The sequence below is a fragment of the Bradyrhizobium sp. genome (assembly GCF_050014615.1).
Lineage (GTDB): Bacteria > Pseudomonadota > Alphaproteobacteria > Rhizobiales > Xanthobacteraceae > Bradyrhizobium.
This window is the reverse complement of the sequence record NZ_JBEKCZ010000013.1, coordinates 23624-44717: the sequence shown is the minus strand read 5'-3', so window position 1 is coordinate 44717 and position 21094 is coordinate 23624. Positions and strand designations below refer to the sequence as shown.

The window sequence follows — 21094 nt, the reverse complement described above, 5'->3', positions numbered from 1 at the left end:
CCCCTCCAGGGGAGGGTAAGGGACCGGGAGCCAACCAGGTCAGCCCGCCTGCGCGGGGTGTGCCTCGAGTTGAACCAACCGCCCCAACCGTGCAAGGTTGCCCGCCATCCTCATCCCACCCGCCCTTCATGACCGCACCCTCCGTCACGCCCTCGCAAGTCCGCCGCGCCCTGTTGCTGCGCGATGAAATCGCGCTGCTCGATCTGCGGCACGAGGCCGCCTTCGCGACCGGCCATCCGCTGTTCGCCGCCAACATGGCGGCCGAGCGGATCGCGCTCGAAGCCGAGATGCGGCTGCCGCGCAAGGATGTGCCCGTCGTCGTCTACGATGCCGGCGAAGGGCTTGTTGCCGCGGCGATCGACCGCTTGGGGGCGCTGGGATACACCGACGTTCGCGCGCTCGACGGCGGGCTCCAGGCCTGGAACAACGCGGGCTTTGAGATTTTCAGGGATGTGAACTCCTATGCCAAGGCGTTTGGCGAGTTGGTGGAGTCGCGCCGGCATACGCCCTCATTATCCGCGGAAGAAGTCGGCTCGCTGATTTCGGGCAAGGCCAATATCGCCATCCTCGATGTCCGGCGGTTCGATGAATATGCGACCATGAACATACCGGGCTCGGTCAGCGTACCCGGCGCCGAACTGGTGCTGCGCGCGGGCCGTGTCGCGCCGGATCCGAAGACCACCATCATCGTCAATTGCGCCGGCCGCACCCGGTCGATCATCGGCACCCAGTCGCTGATCAATGCCGGTGTCGCGAACAGAGTGGTGGCGCTGCGCAACGGAACGATCGGCTGGACTCTCGCCCAACAAGACCTCGAACACGGCGCTGTCAGGCGAGGCGGGATCGGCCTGTTCGAGGGCGCGACGGTCAATGCCCGCGACGTGGCCTATCGTGCCGGCGTCAAGCATGTCGGCGTGGAGGAGACCGTCGCGCTCGCGGCGCAGATCCAGCGTACGCTCTATCGCTTCGACGTGCGCGATGTCGAAGAGTATGCGGCCGGGCATATCGCCGGGTTTCGCCACTATCCGGGTGGGCAGCTGGTGCAGGAGATCGACATGGCGGCGCCGGTACGCGGCGCGCGCATCCTTCTGACCGACAATAGGGCGGTTCGTGCCGACATGACGGCGTCGTGGCTCGCGCAAATGGGATGGGAGACCTACGTGCTCGATGGCGGCTATGATGGCGCGCTGGAAGTGGGACCACCGACGGTTTTGCCGAAGCCCGACCCCTCCCACCGCTACCGGCGTCCCTATGAGGGCACCGATGTCGATGCCGGCGCGATGCAGGCGTATCTGGATTGGGAATATGGCCTGGTCGAACAACTCCGGCGCGACGCCAGCCATGGGTTCTTCGTGATTTGATGCCGGACGAGCGGACCACACTCTGTCGACGCCGCCTAAAACACGTCGTTGAATGCTTCGGAGGTGACGAACTTCAATTCGGAACGCAGTTTCTCCGCGCGCGCGGCGCCGAACGCCTGCTCGAAACGGTCCTGCGCGTTGCGCCAGAGTTTGATGGCTTGCTTGAATTTCGCCACCCCGGCGCGCGTGAGAACCACCCGCTTGACCCGGCGGTCGTGGGCATCGACTTGAAGCAGGACCAGTCCATCGCGGATCAGCGGGCCCAGGGAATGGCGCATGGCGGACAAATCCATCAGCAGAGTCCTGGCGAGGTCAGCCATGGTCGGATGGCCGAGGTCATAAATTTGCGTGAGCAGGACACATTGGGTCGCTTTCAGGCCACTGGGCTCCAGCACGTCGTCGTACAGCTTTCCCAGCCGTCGGGCCGCTTTGCGCAGCGTGGCGTTGTTGCAGTAGCCCAGCATATCGCTTGCTGCCGGGGTCTTTGGCGTCTTGATGTCGTCTTTCACGGCGATCTCCGTTGTCACTCCCATGCATATAGAGCTCCGCGAACGGCGCGGAAGAGGTGGCATATGCCATCACCCGTGCCGGTGCCGGCGCAACCTCGCGGCGGGTCACGCCGCTTCACCTTCCGTTGATCTTGCCGCCGGCGACTTGAAAAGGTGGTATATGCCATCAGTTAATGGTGGCATATACCACTATCATCTTCCAGCAAAAGGAGACTTCAAATGTCCGATCTAAAAGGAACCGCGGTTGTGACCGGCGCCACCGGCGGCGTTGGCGCCCTGTATGCCGCCGGATTGGCCGAGCGGGGATACGATCTCCTTCTGGTCGGCCGTCAACAGTCGAGTCTTGATGCGGTCGCCAAAGCGGTGAAGCAGAAAGCAAATGTCAAAGTGGACATCCTCGTCGCCAACCTCGCCGACACGGCAGATCTGGCGCGGGTTGAGGCGCGGATCTCGAACGATCCGGCGATTACAGCCCTGATCAACAACGCCGGCGCGGCCACCTTCGGCCCGTTGGCCAGGTTGAGCGCCGAGGCGATCGATGAGACGATCGCTGTTAACATCACCGCGCTGACCGGGCTAACCCGCGCCGTGCTCCCCGGCTTTCTGGCGCGGGGCGCCGGCGCCATCGTCAATATCGCATCGGTGCTGGCGTTCCATCCGTGGCCCGAGTTCGGCGTCTATAACGCGTCCAAGGCCTACGTCGTCAGCTTCTCGCAAGCCGTGCAGGGCGAGGTCGCCGGCAAGGGCGTGCTGGTGCAGGTGGTCACCCCGCCAGCGGTCGACACCGGCTTCTGGAACAGCGCCGGACTGCCCGTCGCCAATCTGCCGGCCGGCGCGGTGATGAAGCCGCAGCATCTGGTGGACGCGGCGCTGAAGGGTCTGGATCGGGGCGAGTCGTGGGTATTCCCGTCGCTGCCGGAACAGGCCATTTGGGAGGATCATCAGAAGACCCGTCAAGCGCTGGTCGGAGGTCTGATGAATGGCGCGCTGGCGGCGCGATACGTCGCCTGACCGGAAAGCCGGAGCGCCGTCGGCGCTCCGGCCGATCGGCCTACTCGGCCTTGATCTTGGCGGCCTCGATCACCTTGGCCCATTTCTCCATCTCGAGTTTCATCTGCGTGGTGAATTCCTCCGGCGTGCTGCCGACCGGATCGAGGCCGAGCGTGGACAGGCGCTCCTTGGTATCCGGCAGTGCCAGGATGGTGACGATTTCGCGCTGGAGCAGCGTGATGATTTCCTTGGGCGTGCCGGCGGGAACGAGAGCGCCGATCCAGGCGTCGCCGTCCAGCTCCGGGTAGCCGGCTTCGCCGATGGTGGGCAGGTCAGGGAGCGCCGGCGAGCGGTTCTTGCTCATGACCGCCAGCGCGCGCAGCTTTCCGTCCTGGATCTGCGGCACGGCCGCCGACAATGCGGCGAAGGCGATCGGGGTGTCGCCCGCGACCGCCGACATCATGGCCGGACCGCTGCCGCCATAGGGGACATGGACGAGGTCGAGGCCCAGCACGACGCGGAATTGTTCGCCCAAGAGATGCGACGGCGTGCCAAATCCCGGCGAGGCGAAGCTGTATTTGCTGGGGCTCTGTTTGATGAGCGCGACAAGCTCCCTGACGGTCGTGGCAGGCACCGAAGGATTGACCAGCATGGCCGACGGGAAGCCGATAGCGAGCGTGACGGAATCGAAGTCTTGCAGCACGCGATAGGGAACCTTGGCGTACAAGGTCGGATTGATGACGTAGCTATTCACGGTGATGAGGATCGTATATCCGTCAGCCGCTGCTCTTGCGGCTTGCCCGGTGCCGATGTTGCCGCCCGCGCCCGCTACGTTCTCGATATAAAACTGCTGTCCGAGGCGTTCCGACAATCTTTGTGCGATGAGGCGGGCGCACACATCGGTGGGGCCGCCGGGTGAAAACGGAACGATCACCCGGACCGGCCGCGTCGGATAGGATTGCGCCCTTGCTGCCGTTGAGAGAAGTGGAAGTGCAGCGGCACCCGCTGCCCGATACAGAAATTGACGGCGTGGAAGTCTCATGATGTCCCTTCAAGTCGCACAAACTATCGCAATGCCTGTGCGTCTGAAAGGGTAAGCAAGCGTTATGCCGCGCTCCGCTCGGGTTCATCGTGTCGTTCCAGCGCGAAGGCGACCGCCGCGTCGGCGTGCAGCAGGGTCGAATCAAACGCCGGCAAATCGAGGTGTTGAGGGCCTATCAGCAGACCAATTTCCGTGCAGCCCAGGATTACGCTGTCAGCGCCGGCGGCCTTCGCGGTTGCGATGACATCGAGGTAACGCCGCCGCGAATTTTCGCGGACCATGCCGCAACACAATTCGTTGAAGATGATGTCGTGCACCGCGGTTCGGTCCTCGGCGTCAGGCACTAATGGTGAAAGGCCATGCTGGTCGCGCAATTGCGAGAGGTAGAAGTCCTGCTCCATCGTATAGCGCGTCGCGAGCAGCAGCGGCCGGCGTTTGCCGGCGGCTGCAACCGCCTGCCCGGTGACGTCGGTGATGTGCAGCAGCGGAATCGATACCGCGCGCTGCACGGTGTCGGCCAGCTTGTGCATGGTGTTGGTGCAGATCAGGATGCAATCGGCGCCGGCGGTTTCAAGATTGCGTGCCAGCCTTGCAAGCACGGCCCCGGCCTGGTCCCACGCATCGGCCTTCTGCAGCGCGACGATGCTTTCGAAGTCGACGGAGTGCATGATCACTTGCGCGGAATGCAGACCGCCGAGCCGGTCGCGGACGCTCTCGTTGATGCACCGGTAATAGACCGCGGTGCTTTCCCAGCTCATGCCGCCCAATAGTCCGATCGTCCGCATCTCATTGGTCCTTAGTGCTTCCGGAGAGAATCGGATGATAGCAAATTCCTACAACAAGGCTAGCAAAAATTCCTCGTTTTATCGATTTTTGAGTAATATTTTGCGCACACATAGAATTATTGAGTAAATTACGTCGGAATGATGTTTTATTGGGCAATAAGCATCTAACTTACAGGGTTGAGTAAGAAGGTCCCGCCCTCGGAACCCAACGAACTTGCGGGTCCCGTTTGCGGTGGAATAATCACCACGAGGTCCAGCCGGGCTACCGTTGCGCCGGTCGCGGATCACATGCGCGATGATCGAAGGGGGATGCTTTGTTGCGAACTACCGGCACGCTTTGACATCAATTTTGTGGTACTCAAGCCCAGCGGCATGCGATTAATTACAAGGACTGGATCCTTTCCGATGAATTCATCCCCGCGGCGATTGATCGTCGGAATAACCGGTGCTTCCGGCGCCATCTACGGTGTTCGATTGTTGCGCCTGCTGCATCCGACCGACATCGAAACCCATCTTGTCATCAGCCGGTCGGCACGGATCGCGCTGACACAGGAGCTGGATATCAGTATCGCCGACGTCTCGGGCCTGGCTGACGTCGTACACCAGATCGACAATATCGGTGCCACCATTTCCAGCGGCTCGTTCCGGACGCTCGGCATGGTGGTCGCGCCCTGTTCGATGCGAAGCCTCTCCGAGATTGTGACCGGCGTAACTTCGTCGCTGCTCACACGGGCCGCAGACGTCGTCCTCAAGGAACGGCGGCGGCTGGTCCTGATGGTCCGCGAAGCCCCGCTCCATCTCGGCCATCTGCGCTCGATGACGGCAGCCACCGAAATGGGCGCCATCGTCTATCCGCCGGTGCCGGCATTCTATGCCCGCCCGGAAAGCCTGGAGCAGATGGTTGACCATACGTTGGGGCGAGTCCTCGACCTGTTCGATATCGAGACGACCGCTGTGAGCCGCTGGGGCGGGCTGAATTCCAACAAGAATACGGATTCATGAGTTCGTCCCGGCTCGACCTTGAAGCCGATAGCTGGGCGTTCGCCCTTCGCATCTATGCGGAGCCGGGGGTCGCCGATGCCTGCCTCAGGCTGCAGGACGAGGCCGGCGTCGATGTCATGATGTTGCTCATGATCGTGTTCGCGGCGGCCAGGCATCGGACCTTGCTGACCGCTGCCGAGATCAGGGCACTGGACGATGTGTGCCGGCCATGGCGCGAACAGATCGTTCAGCCGCTCCGTGTCATCCGCGGCCGATTGAAGTCCGGGCCGTCCCCGGCTCCGAACGGTGAGACGGAACCATTCAGGTCGACGATCAAGGCTGCCGAACTGGCGGCCGAACGGTTGCAAAATAGGCTGCTGGCGGAACGCTTGCCGCTCAGGCCGCCGGAGCGGGATCTTCTGGTTCCAGAGGAGCTGCGTTCCGTTCTCCGCAGCGTGGTGACGCTCGCTCTCGAAAAGCGTCCGGGCAAGCCAATTTCAGATCTTCATCCTTCGATCGACGTGGTCGTCGACGCGGTGACGCAAGACACTTGCTAACAACACTTGCTAACAGGACCCGCGCTGAACTGCCGGCGTGCCGGTGTTGCGTTGCCCTCACGATTTGTTTTCCTTGGCGCTTCGTGCAGCCGCCTCGCTGCGCATCGCGAACTGCAGCGGCAACGCGGTGGTGAATTTGATCTGTTCCATCGCGAAGCTCGAGCTCACGTCTCCGAGTTCGATCTTTTCGATCAGTCTTTTGTACACAGCATCGTAACCGGCGATATCAGGGACCACGGCGCGAAGAAGATAATCGACGTCGCCGCTCATCCGGTAGAACTCGACGATTTCCGGAATCGACATCACGATCGCGGAAAACTTCTTAACCCATGCGGCATTGTGCTGATTGGTACGGACGGCAATAAAAACGGTCACGCCGACTTGCAGCTTCACCGGGTCAAGCAGGGCGACGCGTTTGCGAATGACGCCTTCTTCCTCAAGTTTCTGAATGCGTCGCCAGCAGGGCGTCGGAGAAAGCCCCACCTGTTCGGCTATTTCAGCCACTTTCAGCGTCGCATCCTCCTGCAGGATTTGCAGAAGCGTGAAGTCGAGATCATCCATGCGCAATCCCCGTCCCCTAAACCTGGCGCCAGAAGATTTGGTAACACAAATGCGAGGTTTGCCATATCAAGCTCGCCGCGGTCGCCAAGGCAAAACGAGCCGAGCCAGCGGGGCGGCCGTCGCACCTGCGCGGCGCGGGATGACAGAAGACGTCGTCGCTTTGAGACTCTCTTTAACGACCGCGGAAGGCTGGCGGTGATTGCGATAAATCCCTGAACGGTGGCAACGCAAATCGGCCGACGATGTCGCGGGTCGAGTAAACGCCGCGCCAGCCCTTCGGCAGCGTCATGCCGCGGAGCGCCCATATTTTGGACTATAATTGCTGCAATCATTTAAATAATGAGATTTTATACCCTCATATTGGATATTCGAAGAAATAGATCTTGATATGCGGCCCATTTCGGGGAAATATATTTCCATCTGGGAGATTCAGAAAGTCCGCCGGTTCGGAAGGCTTGTTGGTCTGCTACCGGCAATAAACCCAGTTTTGAAGTTTTCGGCAAAGGGAAGAGCACTCGCCGGCTCGACGACGCGTGGTTGCGCTGCTAATTGCCGTCCAACGTAGCGCTTGGGAATCGCCTGCACTCGCGCCTGACAACGCTTGAAGGCATGGTTGCAACTGAACGGGAACATGAAATGTCAGAAACGATGAGAGCGCTGGTTCTGCGCCAGCATGGTGGGCTCGAAAATCTCACTGTGGTGCAGGATCACCCCAAACCGAAAGCCAAGCCCGGGGCGGTCGTCATCCGCGTCCGCGCCTCGTCATTCAATTATCACGATGTGTTCACGGTGCAGGGCATGCCCGGCATCAAGGTGCCGCTGCCGGTTGTTATCGGTCTCGATATGGCCGGCGAGATCGTCGAAATCGGCGACGGGGTTTCCGGCTGGAAAATCGGCAGTCGTGTTCTCGTCAACCCGTTGAACAAGAAAAAAGGCCTGATGGGCGAAATGCTTGACGGCGGCATGGCGGAATATTGCCTGGTCGAGGCCGATCAGCTGATCGCCATGCCCGATGGCATCAGCTTCGAGGAAGCGGCGTCCCTTCCAGTGGCTTATGGGACGGCGCATCGCATGCTGATTACCCACAACACCATCCGCAAGGGTGATCGCGTCCTGATCCTGGGCGCCAGCGGCGGGGTCGGTACCGGCTGCGTGATCCTGAGCAAATTGCTCGGTGCCGAAGTCATCGCCTGCGCCAGCAGCGCCGAGAAGATGGAAAAGCTCAAGGCGATGGGCGCCGACGAGGCGATCAACTACAAGGAAGTCGACTTTTCGAAATGGGCCATTGAGAAATATGGCAAACCGCAACGGCGCAGCTATGAAGGTGGCGTCGATGTCGTGATCAACTTCACCGGCGGCGACACCTGGGTGCCGTCGCTGCGCTGCCTCAAGCGTGGCGGAAGCCTGCTGGTGTGCGGCGCCACCGCGGGACATGATCCGAAGGAGGATCTGCGCTATGTATGGAGCTTCGAGCTGAAGGTGATCGGCTCGAACAGCTTCTATGAGGAAAATCTGATCGATCTCATGAAGATGATCGTCGAGAAGAAGATCAAGCCGGTCATCGACGAGGTCCTGACGCTCGATCAGGCGGCGGAAGGTTTGCGCCTCATCAGGGATCGCGAAGTCATCGGCAAGGTGGTCGTGGTGCCCTGATTTATCCGATCTTCCCGACGCGACTTGGCGCGGGAAGGGCGGCGAAGTGAGTCTCTGATCCCCGGTCCTTGCGAACCTGTTCAACTGCTTCAGGAGACGCGGACCAAGAAAAGGTTTCGTCAGATGAGTGAAATTCCCAGTGTCGACGACGTACAGAAGCTGTTATCGCGCGGTCCGTTTCATCAATGGCTCGGCTTGAAAGTCATCGCGGTCGGCAGCGGCACGATCGAGCTGACGGCGACCTGGCGCGAGGAGTGGGTGGTGAACCCCGATCGCGGCTATACCCATGGCGGCATCCTGGCGACGCTGGTCGATCTCACAGCGGACTGGGCCATGGTTTCCAAGACCGGGCGCGGGGTCCCGACCATCGACCTGCGCGTCGACTATCATCGCGCCGCGATGCCAGGTGTGCTGACGGTCCGCGGCGAGATCGTGCATTTCGGCAAGCAGTTCTCGGTTGCGGAAGCCAAGGTGTTCGATCATGAGGGGCGCCTCTTGGCAAGCGGCCGCGGGACCTACCTGACAACGCCGCCGGCCTGATCGGGGTTTCCGCGGTGCCCAAAGCCTCTGCGTTCACAAATCTGGGATCGCTGACGTCGACGGGCGATCCCGACAAGATCGCCATCATCGATCTGGGCACCGGTCGGGAACGCCGCTTCAGCTACCGGGATTTCGAGGGACAGGCCAATGCGGTTGCCCGGGCTCTCACCACGCGCGGGCTGGCGCGTGGCGATCGGATTGCGATTCTGTCGGCCAATCGTTTCGAATACCTCACGACGGTTCACGGCATCATGCGCGCCGGGTTCGTGGCGGTTCCGGTCAACTTCAAATTTCCGGCAGCCACGATCGATTATATTATCCGGAATTCCGGCGCAAAGCTGGTGTTCTGCGATGCCATACGCTTCGACAGCGCGCCTGAGAATTTGCCGCGCATCAGGTTTGACGGCGACAACAGCGAGTTCGCCGATTTCATCGAACGGGGTCCGTTCACGCCGCTGGTGGCGGAGCGCGGTGAGCCGGCGATGTTTCTCTACACTTCAGGGTCGACGGGACGTCCCAAGGGTGTCGTGCTCTCGCACCAAAGCCATATCTGGGTTGTCGAACAACGAATGGCCGCTCAGGATATGTCGCGCCATCGTTTTCTGGTCGCCGCACCGCTCTATCATATGAACGCGCTCGCCATGAGCCAACTGGCGCATGCCGCCCACGCGACCGTGATTTTACTGCCGCAGTTCACCGCGCAACTCTATCTGCGAGCCATCGAGACCTATCATTGTACGTGGCTCACGGCCGTTCCACCGATGATCGCCATGATGCTGAACGACAAGGAAAGGTTGGCGGCGACGGACCTTTCCAGCGTCGAGTTCCTGCGCATGGGGTCGGCGCCTGTCAGCCACAGCCTGCTGGAGGCGATCCACCGCGCGCTGCCATCCGCGGCGGTGACCAATGCTTACGGGACCACGGAGGCCGGCCCTGTCGTTTTCGGGCCCCATCCCAAAGGATTGCCGCAGCCTGAAATGTCGGTCGGCTATCCGCACCCCAAAGTGCAAATGCGGCTGATCGGCGAGGATGGAACCCCCGCCGACACCGGCGTGCTCGAGATGAAATGCCCGGCGATCATGACCGGTTATCATAACCGCCCGGACCTCGCGCCTCCCATTACCGCCGACGGGTTCTACGTCACCGGCGACGTGTTCCGGCGCGACGAAAACGGCTTCTACTTTTTCGTCGGCCGCACCGATGACATGTTCGTGAGCGGCGGCGAAAATATTTTCCCGGGCGAAGTGGAAAAAATGCTGGAAACACATCCTGACGTGATCCAGGCCTGCGTCGTGCCCGTTCCCGACGACATCAAGGGCACCAAGCCCGTGGCATTCGTGGTGGCGCGAGCAGGGAGCGAGCTCTCGGAGAGCAGCCTGAAGGCCTTTGCCCTGGAAAATGCTCCCGCCTACCAGCACCCGCGCTCGATCTGGTTTGTTGAGAGCCTTCCGCTGGCCTCGACCAACAAGGTCGATCGCAACGCGTTGCGTGATCTCGCTGCCGCAAAGTTGATGCGTGGCACGGCATCGACGGCGCAGTCTTTGAATGGTAGCCAAGACAACACGGCACGGAGATAGCACCGGATGGACGAGACGTTCCGCGGATTCCTCGACCATCTGCGTCAGGCAGACGAGTTGGTCGATTTTCATCAACCGATCGATATCCGCCATATTGCGACCCTGGTCGACCAATCCGACAAGGCGTTGTTCTTTCACAACGTCATTGGCTACGACATCCCGGTGGTGTCGGGGATTATCCGTACCCGCGAACGCGCCATGATGGCGATGGGTGCGACTGAGTATCTGCAGATCGAGGAACGGCTGAAGCAGGGTCTCAACAACCCGATTGCGCCCGAGCGGGTGGCGAGTTCGCCGACGCGCGAGATCGTCATGAAGGGCGATGAGGTCGATCTCTACAAGCTTCCGATCCCGATGTCGTCGATCTATGACGGTGGCCCGATGATCACCGCCGGGGTCGTCATGGCCCGCGATCCCGAATACGGGATCAACACCGGCATCTATCGCTTCATGGTCAAGGAAAAGAACCTGACCGGCATCGACATCGTCACGCCCAACAACATGCGGCTGTTCGTTCAGCGTGCGTTGGAGGCGAACAAGCCTTTGCCGATCTCGATCAGCATCGGAACGCATCCGATCGAATTGCTCGGCGCCGGCTTCAAGGCGCCGCTCGGCACCGACGAAATGGCGATCGCGGGCGGCATTCGCGGCCGGGCGGTCCAGTTGGCGGCCTGCGAGACCGTCGATGTTCCCTATCTTGCCGATGCCGAAATCGTTCTGGAAGCCGAGGTGCTGCCGACAGGCTGGACCCAGCCGGAAGGTCGTTTCGGCGAATTCACCTGGCTGATGGGCGGCCTGCACTGGAACCCGGTCGTCCGGGTGAAAGCAGTCTCGATGCGGCGCGACGCGGTCTATTACTCGCTGCACATGCCCTGGGAAAATACCTGGCTGATGGCGCCGACCCGCTATGCGGCGATCCGGCAGGCGTTGCGCACCGCCGGCGTCGTCGTCAAGGACATCAATATGACGATGGGTGGCGTCACCTTCTGGCACGCCGTGATCTCGATCAAGAAGCAGGCCGGCGACGGCAAGAACGCGTTGCTGGCCGCTCTGTCGGTCATGGATATCAAGCACGTCGTCGTGGTCGATGACGATATCGACGTCTTTAATCCGGTCGAAGTCGAATGGGCGATCGCGACCCGGGTCCAGGGCGACCGCGACATCCTGATCGTCAGCAATGCCCGCGGCAAACCGCTGGATCCCAGTCTCGCGCCGACGCCGCATGGCATCGTGCCGACCACCGCCAAGGTGGGCATCGATGCGACGATCTCCGAGGGCATTCCCAAGGAACGTTACGAGCGCATCACCTACGCTTACGCCGACACTGCCAGGATCACCGACTATATCGGCGGCAAGGCCGACCGTGAGGCCAGGAAGGCATCCGACGAAGTCATCGGCAAGCTCGCGGAAGAGATTGCCGCGGTCCTCGAGAAGACGCCGCTGTACTTTACCGATGTCGCGGAACGCTTCTCGGATTATGAGTTCAACGCGGTGGCGCGGGCGGTCGGTCTTTTGCACGAACAGGAGAGATTATGGCAGGATCCCAAGGGCTGCCTCTGCCTTCGCAATTCGGTCTTCGCCGCCAAGCTGCCGAATTGAGATCGGCGCGCGGGATGAACGGGATCGGGATACTCAACCTGCGAATACCGACACGCTCAATCGTTCGCCTTGCTACTTTGGTGGTTTGTGCCGGGACCATGATCGCGTTGCATACGGGCACGGCACGTGCGGAGACGACACTTCGCATTGGTTCGGCCCAGCTCTCGATTGCGTCGATCCCCGTCGTGGTCGCGATTCAACAAAAGCTGTTCCAGGCTGAGGGGATTACCGCCGAAATCGTCGACTTCGATGGCGGAGGACCCGCCGTGCAGGCCCTGGCGGGGGGCGGAATAGATCTGTGCATCTGTGCCGGCGATCATGCGATGCGGTTGGCCAGCCGTGGACTCGGGGGGACAGTCCTGGTCGCCCTGCTCGACAAGCATCCCTATTCGCTGCTGGCGCCGATCGGATCACCCGCGACCGATCTGAAAAGCCTGCGCGACAAACCGGTTGGGATTACCTCGCCCGGCAGCCTCACCGACAACACGCTCCGCTTCATGATCCGAAAGCTGGGCCTCAATCCGGACAGCGATTACGAGATCATTGCTGCAGGAACCGGAGGTTCGATGCGCGCCGCGCTCGACACCGGGTCGGTCGCCGCCGGCATGTTCACGACACCGGACGTCCAGGCCGACATGGCCACGGGAAAGTACAAGTTCGTCGCTGATTTCCGCGAGCTCGATTATATGGCGCTCGATCTCATCGCCGTCGGCAGCTGGCTGAAGGCTAACGATGCCACCGCGCATGCCGTGGCGCGCGCCGTCGTCAAGGCCGAGCAGATCATCCAGACCGATCAGAAGGCGGTACAGGCCGCCGTTCATGAACGGTTTCCGGCGCTGTCGCCGGACCTCGTCGTTATGGTTGCCAAGGATGCGACTGAGCGCAGCCTGTCGCATGACGGGCACGCGCAGGAGGCCGGATTCAAGACCGCGCTGGAGATGTTGCGCGTGGCCGACCCGACCGTGAAGGAACTGAACTACCAGGACGTCGTCGCGCTTCGCTATCTGCCATGAACTAAATGACCCACCGAATGATCCCATGACCGATCCCGTCATTGCCGAAGAAATCCTCGCGCCAAGCAGGCCGGCACGTGACGGTTTGGATGTTTCTGCCTTTGTCTGGCGTCTGGTGCTGGTCGCCGGATTGCTGCTGATCTGGGAATTTTCCGCCGGGCGTCTGTTCAACGAATTCTGGAGCAGCCGGCCCAGCCTGATCGGCGAGAGACTCGTTGCGTTGGTGAAAAGCGGCGAGGTCTGGCGGCATGTCGACGCCACGGTCTCGGAGGCCCTGCTCGGGCTTTTCCTGGGGGCGGTCGTCGGCACCCCGATCGGCATTGCCCTGGCGCATTACCGGCGCGCCGCCAAGATCATCGATCCCTTCGTGATGGGTCTCTATGGTCTGCCGCGCGTTGCGCTGGCGCCGATGTTCATCCTGTGGTTCGGCATCAGCCTTTTCTCCAAGGTCATGATGTCCTTTTCCATGGTGCTGTTCGTTTTCATTCTCAACGTCACCGAAGGCATTCGCACCGTCGATCCCGATATGATCGATCTGATGCACACGATGCGCGCGCCGCGGTCCTACATCATGCGCAAGGTGACAATCCCCTCGATCGTCCCCTGGCTGATTGCGTCCTTTCGCATCGGCATCGGCCTGTCGCTGGTGGGCGCGGTGGTCGGCGAACTGATCGGCGCCAACCGCGGCCTCGGCTGGTATGTGGTGCGCGCCGGCGGCCAGCTCGATACCACCGGCGTGTTTGCGGGCCTGTTCCTGCTGATGCTGCTGGCGATGATCGCCAACCAGATCATCTTCATGATCGAACAAAGGGCGCTGCATTGGCGCCGTGAAGCAAGATGATCGCCACGGCCGAGGCTCCTCGCATCCTGCTCGATCATGTCTCGGTCTCCTACGAGACCCCGCGCGGCCGCCTGCAGGTCGTCGATCGCGTCAGCCTCGCGGTCGACAAGGCCGAATTCGTCGTCCTGGTCGGACCCAGCGGCTGCGGCAAGTCGACCATCCTGCGCGCGATCGCGGGCCTCAACGCCGCCGAGAGCGGCACCATCACCGTCGACGGCAAAACGGTAAATGGTCCGCCCGAACATATCGGCTTCATGTTTCAAAAGGATACGCTGCTGCCCTGGCAGACGGTGCGCCAGAATATCGAAGTCGGTCTTGCCCTGGCGGGTGTGCCGCCCGCGCTGTGGAAACAACGCATGGCCGATCTGCTGGCGTTGCTGCGCCTGTCCGAATTTCGCGACGCCTATCCCGCGCAGTTGTCCGGCGGCATGCGTCACCGTGTTTCGCTTGGCCGCATGCTGGCCTATGAACCCGCCGTGATGCTGATGGATGAACCATTCGGCGCGCTCGACTTCCAGACCAAGGCGGTGATGGGGCGCGAGTTGTTGCGCATCTGGGAAGCGGAGCGGCGCAGCATCCTGTTCGTCACCCACGACATTGAAGAGGCGGTTGCGCTGGCGGACCGGGTCCTGGTGTTTTCGCCGCGGCCGGCTCGCATCGTCGCAGAGCATCGGATTGATCTGCCGCGGCCCCGGAACCTGCGCGCGCTGCGTGGGAGTCCGGAATTTTCTGCCTATACCCGCGCGATATGGGAAGCGCTCGGCGACAGCGACTGAGTTACCGGTCGCCGCGAAATTCGAACAGCGTATTGAGAAACGGTGCCAGCAAAGCCAGGGAATGTTCGCCGGCCCCCGAACGTAGTTCGGGGAGAGCGGCCGCGAGATCGCGGATGCGATCGATATCAGCGGTCCTGAACACGATCGCGCCAAAGAAACTGTCGCGGCCATTGGCTTCGACACAGAGCTCGCCGTAGCGTTCGCGATAGCGCGCCGGCGAAAGTAGTGTGATGCGAAAGGTGTCAACCAGGTCGATCGTCCAGACGCCGCTTTCTCCTTGTTCCGCCGGAGCCCGGGCCGCCTTGGCATAGCGCGACACGTCGGTTTCGATCGTGCCAGTCACCACCACCAGCTCGCTCAGGCCGCTGCATCTATTGGCGTGAGACATCCATTGGCGATGCCAGACCAGTTCAGGCGTATAGTGCTGGCAGTAATAGACCCGTCCGGCCTCGAAAAGCTCCGGCGCGGTCCGTGCCGTCCGGAATCGTGCAAGTTGCTCGACACCGTCGATGGTCACCGGCCGCGAGAAACTCTGCGGCTCGAGCATGGTGAGGCCGCTTTCCCGTAACTGGCTGATGCAGGCGTCGATGTCGGGAGCCTGGAAAACCAGCCCGTTCAGGCCGAGCGGGCTCTCCAGGACCTCGCGTCGCAGGACTTCCGTCTTCAGCGGCAGGCCGATCAGCTCCAGATAGTGACCCTCGAACACCATCAAATGGTTGATCGAGCCAAGCGAATGAAAGCCTCGCGGCGTCAGCGTGAAGCCGAGTTGCGACATTAGCGCCGCGGCGCGGTCCATGTCGAACAGCGTGTTGATCACCACATGGTCGAGCGAGAATGTCATCGTGATTGGTTCCGGTCTGAGCGCGGCTTTCCAGGATAACCGACTTCGCGCGCCACTTCGATGAAGTTGCGTACCAATGCGGAAGGATTGTCGCGCCGAAACACCAGGTTCAGCGGCATCGGCGGCAGCGCGCCGCGAACCAGCCTGCGGTAGACGACGCTGTCATTATGCAATGTGCGCATGGACTCGGGCACCAGCGAGATTCCCTGTCCGGCGGCAACGAGATTAATCGCGGTGATGATGCGCGGAACCTGCTCCGCCACCTGCGGTTCGAAGCCGGCCCGGCGCAACGCGTTCATCAGCACCTCGAAGATTCCGAAGCCATCGGGACGCCGATAGAGCACCAGCCGTTCCTGCATCAGCACTGAGAGCGCGACCGGCGAGACCGACCGGGCGAGCCTGTGATCGGATGGCAGCGCCGCCACGAACGCTTCTTCATGCAGGACATGGCTCTGCAGGGCGGGCAGGTCCGAGCCGGTGGTGCGGACGAACGCGATGTCGAGGCGCTTTTCATCGACCCCGGACAATAATTCAAATGTCTCGCGCTCTTCGACGTCAAAGGTCGCCAGCGGATAGGCCTCGCGGAACGCCCGGATCAGCCGCGGTGCCAAATGATGCAACGACGCGGAACTGGTGAACCCGCAGGCGATATGGCCCTGTTCCCCGCGGTCGAAGCGCCGCACCCGCATCATCGCGGTCGCGGCGCTGTCGAGCGTGCGACGGGCGTCTTCGAGAAATTGCTTGCCGGCCGCGTTCAGGATGACGCGCTTGGCGACCCGATCAAACAGCCGCACGCCCAGTTCGGTCTCCAGGCTTCGGATTTGCTGGCTCAGCGGCGGTTGCGCCATGTTGAGCCGACGGGCCGCCCGCGTGACCGAGCCGTCCTCGGCGACCGCCACGAAATAGCGCAAATGCCTGAGTTCCAAGCGCTTCTCCCTCCGCGAGAGATATACTTATAAAATATCGATTTGGTATTAAAGATATATTTTACATACCAAAGAACAAAGCCAATGTTGGCGCTGGAGGCAGACGTAGGATGGTCTCCCAACTCTTTCTCGGATCTTTCCCGGATCAAGTCTTTCCAAGGAGCAGCGAGACCATGGCGACCCCCAAAATTGCAATCGTTGGCGCCGGGATGGGCGGCATGGCCGCGGCCGGCACGCTGCGGCAGGCCGGCATCGACGTCCAGGTCTACGAACAGGCGCATCAGTTCGGCCGCATCGGCGCCGGCATTCAGATGCTGCCGAACTCGATGAAGGTGCTGCGCGGCATCGGTGTCGAGGACATGCTGCGCGCGCATGCATTCGCGCCGTACTCCCACCTCAACCGCGTCGGCGACACCGGCGAGCTCAAGCGCGAGCTGCCGATGCCGGAAGATCTCTACGGGGCGCCGTTCCTCTGCATGCATCGCGCCGACCTGCATGAGGCGCTGACCTCGATCGTGCCGAACGAGATCATTCACCTGAACAAGAAACTGGTCGGGCTGGAGCAGAACGGTGGACCGGTGACGCTCGCCTTCGCCGACGGCACGACGGCCACGGCCGACGCCGTGATCGGCGCGGACGGCGTTCACTCGCTGGTGCGCGACATCATCATCGGCCCCGACAAGCCGATTCATCGCGGCCGTATCGCGTACCGCTCGGTATTTAATTCCAACCTGATGCCGAAGGAAATTTCCCGCTCCCGCACCAAATGGTGGGGCGAGGATCGCCACATCGTCATTTACTACACCACCAAGGACCGCAGCCAGCTTTACTTCGTCACCAGCGTGCCGGAGCCGGCGGACTGGGTGACCAAGGAATCATGGTCGGCCAAGGGTGACGTCAATGAGTTGCGCGCGGCCTATGCCGGCTTCCATCCCGAGGTGCGGATGGTGCTCGATGCCTGCCCTGATTGTCACAAATGGGCGATCCTGGAGCGCGAACCGCTGCCGACCTGGAGCCAGGGCAGGGTCGTGCTGATCGGCGACGCCTGCCACCCGATGACACCTTATATGGCGCAGGGTGCGGCGACCTCGATCGAGGACGCCGCGGTGCTGGCGCGCTGTCTGAAGGACGTATCGATCGATGGAATCGAAGCGGCCTTCAAGCGCTTCGAGGCGCATCGAAAGCCGCGCACCTCCAAAATCCAGCAGATTTCCAGCGCCAACACCTGGATGAGTGGCGGCAATGATGATCCGAGCTGGCTCTATGGCTACGACGCCTGGAACATCTCGCTGGACGAGCCCGCGCCCACGCCGGGCACCACCCAGAAATCGGCAGCAGCATGAGCGGGTCCGTGACGTCCTCCAAGGCAAGCTTCACCGCACCGGATGGTGTTTCGATCGCCTACACTTTGCACGCCAAGTCTGGGCACTCGAAATCGGAATCGCCGCTCCGGCCGCGGATCGCGCTGATCCATTCGCTGGCGCTCGACCAGAGCATCTGGGACGGCGTGGTGCCGCTGCTGAGCGAACATGCCGATGTGCTGACCTATGATTGCCGCGGCCACGGCCAATCCGGGCGCGTGAAGATGAAGTTCACGCCCGAACTGTTCGCGGCCGACCTCGCGGGTCTGCTCGACCATGTGAACTGGACGTCGATCACGCTCGCCGGCTGCTCGATGGGCGGGTGCATCGCGCAGGCCTTTGCGGGGATGAATCCCGACCGGGTGCGGGCGCTGGCGCTGATCGACACCACGGCCTGGTACGGACCGACCGCGCCGAAGGACTGGCGCGAACGCGCCGCGACGGCGGCCAGCAAGGGTTTCCAGGGCCTGTCGGCGTTTCAGGCGACACGCTGGGTCAGTGATGCGTTTCGCGAGGCGCATCCGGAGGTGATCCGTCCAAACATGGATGTGTTTCTGGCCAACGATATCGATTGCTACACGGCCACCTGCGAGATGCTGGGCGATGCCGATTTGCGGCACTATCAATCCGCCATGCGGATGCCAACCCGCGTGATCGTCGGCGAAGAAGATTATGCCACGCCGGTCGCGATGTCGGAGCAGATCCAGCAGGCGATGCCGGACGCGACGTTGTCGGTTTTGCGTAACGTTCGCCATCTGACGCCGATGGAATGCCCGGCGGTGATCGCGGATGAAATTCTGGTGCTGATGCGGCGGGCGCGCGCCGTCTGATTCAGCCGCCCGCCATGCACAAGGCCAGCTTGCATAAGACGCGTATTGACCGATAGGGTCGGACCGAAAAATAAAACAACGGGAGAAACCTTTGTCAGTCGCCAACGCGGAGCCATGGTCCGGGGCTCCCGCCGTTCCCCCGTCAGGTCAACCCATCTCGCCTGAGGATGCCGCCACTTCCCTGATCGTTCGCATGGAGCAGGTGCCGACGTCGCGCTGGTACGTCCGCGCCCGCATCGTGATGGGTAGTGCTACGTTCTTCGACGCGTTCAATGCGCTGTCGATCGCCTTCGTGCTGCCGATCCTGGTGCCGCTGTGGCACATCACGGCACCGGAAATCGGCATTATGATCGGCGCCAGCTATGTCGGCCAGGTTATCGGAGCCCTCGCTTTCAGTTCGGCGGCGGAGCGTTACGGCCGGGTTCCCTGCGCCGCGGCAGCGACCGCCATTTACGCGGTGATGAGTCTCGCCTGCGCCGGCGCCTGGAGCTTCAGCGCGCTGCTGGTTTGCCGCTTCATCCAGGGCATCGGCGTCGGAGGCGAGATGCCGGTCGCCGCCGTGTATATCAGCGAGTTGTCCAAAGCCCGCGGTCGCGGCCGGTTTTTCATGCTGTACGAGATGATCTTCCCGATCGGCCTGATGGTGACGGGCCAGGTCGGCGCGGTGCTGGTGCCGCTATGGGGATGGCAGATCATGTTCCTGATCGGCGGCATTCCCGGGCTGGTCATCGCCTTTCTGTTGTTGCGGCTGCCGGAATCCCCGCGCTGGCTGATCGGCAAGGGGCGTCTCGCTGAGGCCGAGGCCGTGGTGATGCGGTTGGAGGCAGCCGCCAGCAACACCGGCGCGGCACCATCAGCCACGCCGCCGGTTGTGACGCTGCCGGCGCAGGTCCCCGTTCCGCCGCGGGCGCGCGGCAGTTGGAGCGAGTTGCTGTCTCCCGCCTATCGTGGCCGCACCTTGATCGTCTGGGTATTGTGGGCCGCGGCATACCTGATCGCCAATAGCCTGAATAACTGGATGCCTACGCTCTACACCACTGTCTATCATCTCGGCCTGCCCCAGGCGCTGCGGGCCGCCTCGATGACCAACGTCGCTCAAGTGGCGTTGGTGCTGCTATGCGCGATGGTGATCGATCGGACCGGCCGCAAATACTGGATGATGGGCGCCTTTGGGCTGGGCGCGGTGCTGCTGAGCGTGTTGGCGTTCGGCGGGACCCAGGATGTCTCCTGGGTCATCGTCTTCAGCACCCTCAGTTATGGGCTGGTTGGGTCCATCGCCGCTGTGGTCTATCTCTACACGCCCGAGATCTATCCGACCCGGATGCGTGCGATCGGAACGGGTGTCGCGACCTCGTGGCTGCGGGTTGCCTCGGCGATCGGACCCACGCTGGTCGGATTCATGCTCGGCAAGGGCGGCGTCGACTCGGTATTCCTGATGTTCGCCGGCGTGGCGGTGTTGGGACTGGTGGCGGCCACCCGGATGATCGAGACGCGCAACCTTCGCCTCGAGGACATTTCCCGCTGATGGCAGGCGGTTCGCCTGCGCTCTACAGCGACAATATCCTTTAAGGCCACGATATCCTTTATGGCCGCGATCCCTTGGGGTCGCGGCCCGCCGTCAGGGTTGATGCCGCCGGGTGATCGCGACCTGTGCGGCCTGGGCGTAGAGACTTGAAATCAAATCGAGATGGACGCTGGTGGTCTCGGTTTTCGCGGCCCAGCCGTCCAGCGCCTCGAGCATCGGCGGCAGCGTCGCGGCGCGCAAGGCGGCGTAAGCCTCAGTGACGGAGCGCCCGGTCGCGGTGGCGCGGTAGCGGGTTTCCTTGCGCGACGAACTGCCTTCGGTCTCGATCAGGCCCGAGCGAACCAGCTTGCGCGTGGCATATTGCAGATTGGGGACGTCGACGCGGTTGAGCAATTGCGCGATCTCGGAAAGCCGCTTCGGCTCGTCGCCCATCCGCACGACATTGAGCACGGCGACGTCGTCACCGGTGAGCGGCACGTCGCAGACGGCGGCAAGACACGCCGCCTTCCAGCGATAATAGGCTTGCGCCAGTCGCTCCAGTCCGAACTCGAAATCGGATAGGCGCCGTTCCGTTTCGGTGCGCGCGAGATGCCAGGTCCCCGGCCGTTCAATCACGGCAGGTTGGACCCTCGGCTTTGCCGTGCTGCTGGTTTTCTTCAGCGCGGTATTGGAAGTCCTCTTCAGAACGGTCCTCAAAATAGTCTCCTGATGTCGCGTGCGCTCAAGGCGTAGGCAACCCTTGCTCAATCTATGCTATTTACAATTGCGAATCTTACATTAAAAATTCAATTAAGAAAGCACGATGAAGTGGCAGCCCCCATGTGAA

General features: G+C 62.0%; 21 protein-coding genes. 14 read left to right on the top strand and 7 right to left on the bottom strand.

Annotation, left to right across the window (positions count from 1 at the left end; translation table 11 throughout):
* Nucleotides 1-128 precede the first annotated feature (128 nt).
* Nucleotides 129-1361: a rhodanese-like domain-containing protein gene (locus ABR948_RS03925; RefSeq protein WP_428114126.1), complete on the top strand. Its 1233-nt coding sequence runs from the start codon at nucleotides 129-131 to the stop codon at nucleotides 1359-1361.
* A 35-nt stretch (nucleotides 1362-1396) separates the two neighbouring features.
* On the opposite strand, the gene ABR948_RS03920 is transcribed toward ABR948_RS03925, so the two are convergent.
* Complete coding sequence (locus ABR948_RS03920) at nucleotides 1397-1894, bottom strand: MarR family winged helix-turn-helix transcriptional regulator (protein ID WP_428114125.1); 498 nt, start codon at nucleotides 1892-1894, stop codon at nucleotides 1397-1399.
* A gap of 195 nt (nucleotides 1895-2089) precedes the next feature.
* On the opposite strand from ABR948_RS03920, the gene ABR948_RS03915 reads away from it, so the two are divergent.
* Nucleotides 2090-2881 carry an SDR family NAD(P)-dependent oxidoreductase gene (locus ABR948_RS03915; RefSeq protein WP_428114124.1) on the top strand — a complete coding sequence of 264 codons (792 nt, stop codon included), beginning with the start codon at nucleotides 2090-2092 and terminating at the stop codon, nucleotides 2879-2881.
* A gap of 40 nt (nucleotides 2882-2921) precedes the next feature.
* Here ABR948_RS03915 and ABR948_RS03910 read toward each other — a convergent pair whose 3' ends face one another.
* Together ABR948_RS03910 and ABR948_RS03905 are read right to left on the bottom strand one after the other, a co-directional pair.
* A complete protein-coding gene (locus ABR948_RS03910; RefSeq protein ID WP_428114123.1) occupies nucleotides 2922-3902 on the bottom strand; it encodes a Bug family tripartite tricarboxylate transporter substrate binding protein in 981 nt (326 codons plus the stop codon).
* Nucleotides 3903-3964: 62 nt separating this feature from the next.
* Complete coding sequence (locus ABR948_RS03905; RefSeq protein ID WP_428114122.1) at nucleotides 3965-4687, bottom strand: aspartate/glutamate racemase family protein; 723 nt, start codon at nucleotides 4685-4687, stop codon at nucleotides 3965-3967.
* Between the two features lie 405 nt (nucleotides 4688-5092).
* Here ABR948_RS03905 and ABR948_RS03900 point away from each other — a divergent pair, with 405 nt between their 5' ends.
* Together ABR948_RS03900 and ABR948_RS03895 are read left to right on the top strand one after the other, a co-directional pair.
* Nucleotides 5093-5689, top strand: coding sequence for a UbiX family flavin prenyltransferase (locus ABR948_RS03900; RefSeq protein ID WP_428114121.1), 597 nt, complete (start codon nucleotides 5093-5095; stop codon nucleotides 5687-5689).
* A complete protein-coding gene (locus ABR948_RS03895) occupies nucleotides 5686-6225 on the top strand; it encodes a TIGR02444 family protein (RefSeq protein WP_428114120.1) in 540 nt (179 codons plus the stop codon). Before ABR948_RS03900 ends, ABR948_RS03895 begins: the two co-directional genes overlap by 4 nt.
* Before the next feature lie 57 nt (nucleotides 6226-6282).
* On the opposite strand, the gene ABR948_RS03890 is transcribed toward ABR948_RS03895, so the two are convergent.
* Complete coding sequence (locus ABR948_RS03890) at nucleotides 6283-6786, bottom strand: Lrp/AsnC family transcriptional regulator (protein WP_428114119.1); 504 nt, start codon at nucleotides 6784-6786, stop codon at nucleotides 6283-6285.
* A gap of 648 nt (nucleotides 6787-7434) precedes the next feature.
* On the opposite strand from ABR948_RS03890, the gene ABR948_RS03885 reads away from it, so the two are divergent.
* The 7 genes from ABR948_RS03885 to ABR948_RS03855 all read left to right on the top strand — a co-directional run bounded on the left by ABR948_RS03885 (nucleotide 7435) and on the right by ABR948_RS03855 (nucleotide 14785).
* Complete coding sequence (locus ABR948_RS03885; protein ID WP_490337835.1) at nucleotides 7435-8439, top strand: zinc-binding dehydrogenase; 1005 nt, start codon at nucleotides 7435-7437, stop codon at nucleotides 8437-8439.
* A gap of 123 nt (nucleotides 8440-8562) precedes the next feature.
* Nucleotides 8563-8979, top strand: a complete 417-nt coding sequence (locus tag ABR948_RS03880; protein ID WP_428114117.1) for a PaaI family thioesterase — start codon at nucleotides 8563-8565, stop codon at nucleotides 8977-8979.
* A gap of 14 nt (nucleotides 8980-8993) precedes the next feature.
* Nucleotides 8994-10556: a class I adenylate-forming enzyme family protein gene (locus ABR948_RS03875; RefSeq protein ID WP_428114116.1), complete on the top strand. Its 1563-nt coding sequence runs from the start codon at nucleotides 8994-8996 to the stop codon at nucleotides 10554-10556.
* A 6-nt stretch (nucleotides 10557-10562) separates the two neighbouring features.
* A complete protein-coding gene (locus ABR948_RS03870) occupies nucleotides 10563-12155 on the top strand; it encodes a UbiD family decarboxylase (protein WP_428114115.1) in 1593 nt (530 codons plus the stop codon).
* Between the two features lie 98 nt (nucleotides 12156-12253).
* Nucleotides 12254-13168, top strand: a complete 915-nt coding sequence (locus tag ABR948_RS03865) for an ABC transporter substrate-binding protein (protein ID WP_428114114.1) — start codon at nucleotides 12254-12256, stop codon at nucleotides 13166-13168.
* A 25-nt stretch (nucleotides 13169-13193) separates the two neighbouring features.
* Nucleotides 13194-14009 (top strand): ABC transporter permease, encoded by an 816-nt coding sequence (locus ABR948_RS03860; RefSeq protein WP_428114113.1) that lies wholly within the window; start codon nucleotides 13194-13196, stop codon nucleotides 14007-14009.
* The gene (locus ABR948_RS03855) at nucleotides 14006-14785 is read left to right on the top strand and encodes an ABC transporter ATP-binding protein (RefSeq protein ID WP_428114112.1); all 780 of its coding nucleotides are present in this window, start codon (nucleotides 14006-14008) and stop codon (nucleotides 14783-14785) included. The genes ABR948_RS03860 and ABR948_RS03855 overlap by 4 nt, the downstream gene beginning before the upstream one ends.
* Before the next feature lies 1 nt (nucleotide 14786).
* Here the strand turns inward: ABR948_RS03855 and ABR948_RS03850 are convergent, their stop codons facing one another.
* Both ABR948_RS03850 and ABR948_RS03845 read right to left on the bottom strand, forming a co-directional pair.
* Nucleotides 14787-15626 (bottom strand): VOC family protein, encoded by an 840-nt coding sequence (locus tag ABR948_RS03850; protein WP_428114111.1) that lies wholly within the window; start codon nucleotides 15624-15626, stop codon nucleotides 14787-14789.
* Nucleotides 15623-16552, bottom strand: coding sequence for a LysR family transcriptional regulator (locus ABR948_RS03845; RefSeq protein WP_428114110.1), 930 nt, complete (start codon nucleotides 16550-16552; stop codon nucleotides 15623-15625). Before ABR948_RS03845 ends, ABR948_RS03850 begins: the two co-directional genes overlap by 4 nt.
* 173 nt (nucleotides 16553-16725) lie before the next feature.
* Here ABR948_RS03845 and ABR948_RS03840 point away from each other — a divergent pair, with 173 nt between their 5' ends.
* The 3 genes from ABR948_RS03840 (at nucleotide 16726) to ABR948_RS03830 (ending at nucleotide 20268) form a co-directional block, all read left to right on the top strand.
* Nucleotides 16726-17895, top strand: coding sequence for an FAD-dependent monooxygenase (locus ABR948_RS03840; RefSeq protein ID WP_428114109.1), 1170 nt, complete (start codon nucleotides 16726-16728; stop codon nucleotides 17893-17895).
* 8 nt (nucleotides 17896-17903) lie between these two features.
* A complete protein-coding gene (locus ABR948_RS03835; protein WP_428114108.1) occupies nucleotides 17904-18743 on the top strand; it encodes an alpha/beta fold hydrolase in 840 nt (279 codons plus the stop codon).
* Nucleotides 18744-18834: 91 nt separating this feature from the next.
* Nucleotides 18835-20268, top strand: a complete 1434-nt coding sequence (locus tag ABR948_RS03830; RefSeq protein WP_428114107.1) for an MFS transporter — start codon at nucleotides 18835-18837, stop codon at nucleotides 20266-20268.
* Between the two features lie 93 nt (nucleotides 20269-20361).
* Here the strand turns inward: ABR948_RS03830 and ABR948_RS03825 are convergent, their stop codons facing one another.
* Nucleotides 20362-20964, bottom strand: a complete 603-nt coding sequence (locus tag ABR948_RS03825) for a helix-turn-helix domain-containing protein (protein WP_428114106.1) — start codon at nucleotides 20962-20964, stop codon at nucleotides 20362-20364.
* Nucleotides 20965-21094: the final 130 nt, after the last annotated feature.